The following is a 1,278-nucleotide window of genomic DNA, read 5'->3' as shown; positions in this document are numbered from 1 at the left end:
GTGGTGGGGGGCGGGAGGGATTTCTCCTGGGCCTTGGCCGCCTGCCAGTGGCGCTCCATGTGCTCCAGGGTGGCTCCGCCGAAGGGAACCCCCTCGGCCCGGAGCGCGGCCTCGATGTGCTGGAAGCGCCGGGTGAAGCGGAGGCTCGCCAGGCGCAGCGCGTCCTCGGCGGGGGTCTTCACGAAGCGCGCGAGGTTGGCCAGGGAGAAGAGGACGTCGCCCAGCTCGTGCTCGATGGCGGCCCTGTCCCCGGAGGCGATGGCCTCGTCCAGCTCGACCAGCTCCTCGGCCAGCTTGCCGCGCACGCCGGCCAGGTCCGGCCAGTCGAAGCCGATGCGGCTGGCCTTCTCGGTGAGCCGCTCGGCGCGCAGCAGGGCGGGCGCGGCGGAGGGGACGCCGTCGAGGACGGAGCCCTCGCTGCCCGTCTTCTTCTTGCGCTCCTCGGCCTTGAGCTTCGCCCAGTTGGCCAGCACCTGCTCGGAGCCGTCCACGCGCTGCTCGCCGAAGACGTGGGGGTGGCGGCGGGTGAGCTTGTCGCTGATGGCCCGGCTGACGTCGGCCATGGTGAACTCACCCCGCTCGGCGGCGAGCTGGGCGTGGAAGACAATCTGGAAGAGCAGGTCTCCCAGCTCTTCACACAGCGGGTGCCAGGGGCCGCCCTCGGTGACGCGGTCCATCTCGTCCAGGACCTCGAAGGCCTCCTCGAGGAGGTAGGGCCGCAGCGTGCCCAGCGTCTGCTCCCTGTCCCAGGGACAGCCGTCCGGGGCCCGCAGCCGCCGCATGATGTCCACCAGACGTTCCAGCTCGGTTCCGGGGGTCCCCATGTCGTTCACGCCTCCCTCGCGCGGGCCGCCCCGCGACATGCCGTCCCTGTAACACGTGGCCCTGGCCGGCCGTCCCGGAAAGCCGGTCCTGACCGGGCAGGTGGCGTTGTCTTTCGTGGTTCGGCCTGGCTCGCCTATCATCCGAGCCCTGGATGATCCGCTTCCTGCTTCCCTCCCTCCTCCTCTCGGGCCTGCTGCTCCTGTCCCCCGCGTCGGCCCTCGCGCAGCTCGAGGCGCCCACGCGCCTCCAGGAGGTGGATCCGGGCCCGCTCGAGCCCGACCTCCAGGATGAGTCCTACGACGCGGCCGGGCCGGAGGACGACACCCCCGTCGAGGACGGCGAGCTCGACGTCGACGAAGAGCAGGATCCGGCCTCCCGGCGCACCGGACGGGGAGAGAAGGCCAGACCGCCTCCCACGCGCGCCGCCACGCCCACCCCGCCCGTCGTCGAGCC

General features: G+C 72.4%; 1 protein-coding gene and 1 pseudogene. One reads left to right on the top strand and one right to left on the bottom strand.

Translation table 11 applies throughout. From position 1 onward, the window contains the following. Window positions 1-824: nucleoside triphosphate pyrophosphohydrolase (mazG, locus tag FL311_RS43215; RefSeq protein ID WP_141333504.1), on the bottom strand; the 824-nt coding region annotated here is incomplete at its 3' end. Window positions 825-976: 152 nt separating this feature from the next. Here mazG and FL311_RS43210 point away from each other — a divergent pair. Next, window positions 977-1,278, top strand: a pseudogene (locus FL311_RS43210) (hypothetical protein); the annotation flags it as partial.

Origin of the sequence: Myxococcus sp. AB025B, assembly GCF_006518215.1 — a bacterium.
Taxonomy (GTDB): Bacteria; Myxococcota; Myxococcia; order Myxococcales; family Myxococcaceae; genus Myxococcus; species Myxococcus fulvus.
This window is presented reverse-complemented; position numbering and strand designations above follow the sequence as displayed.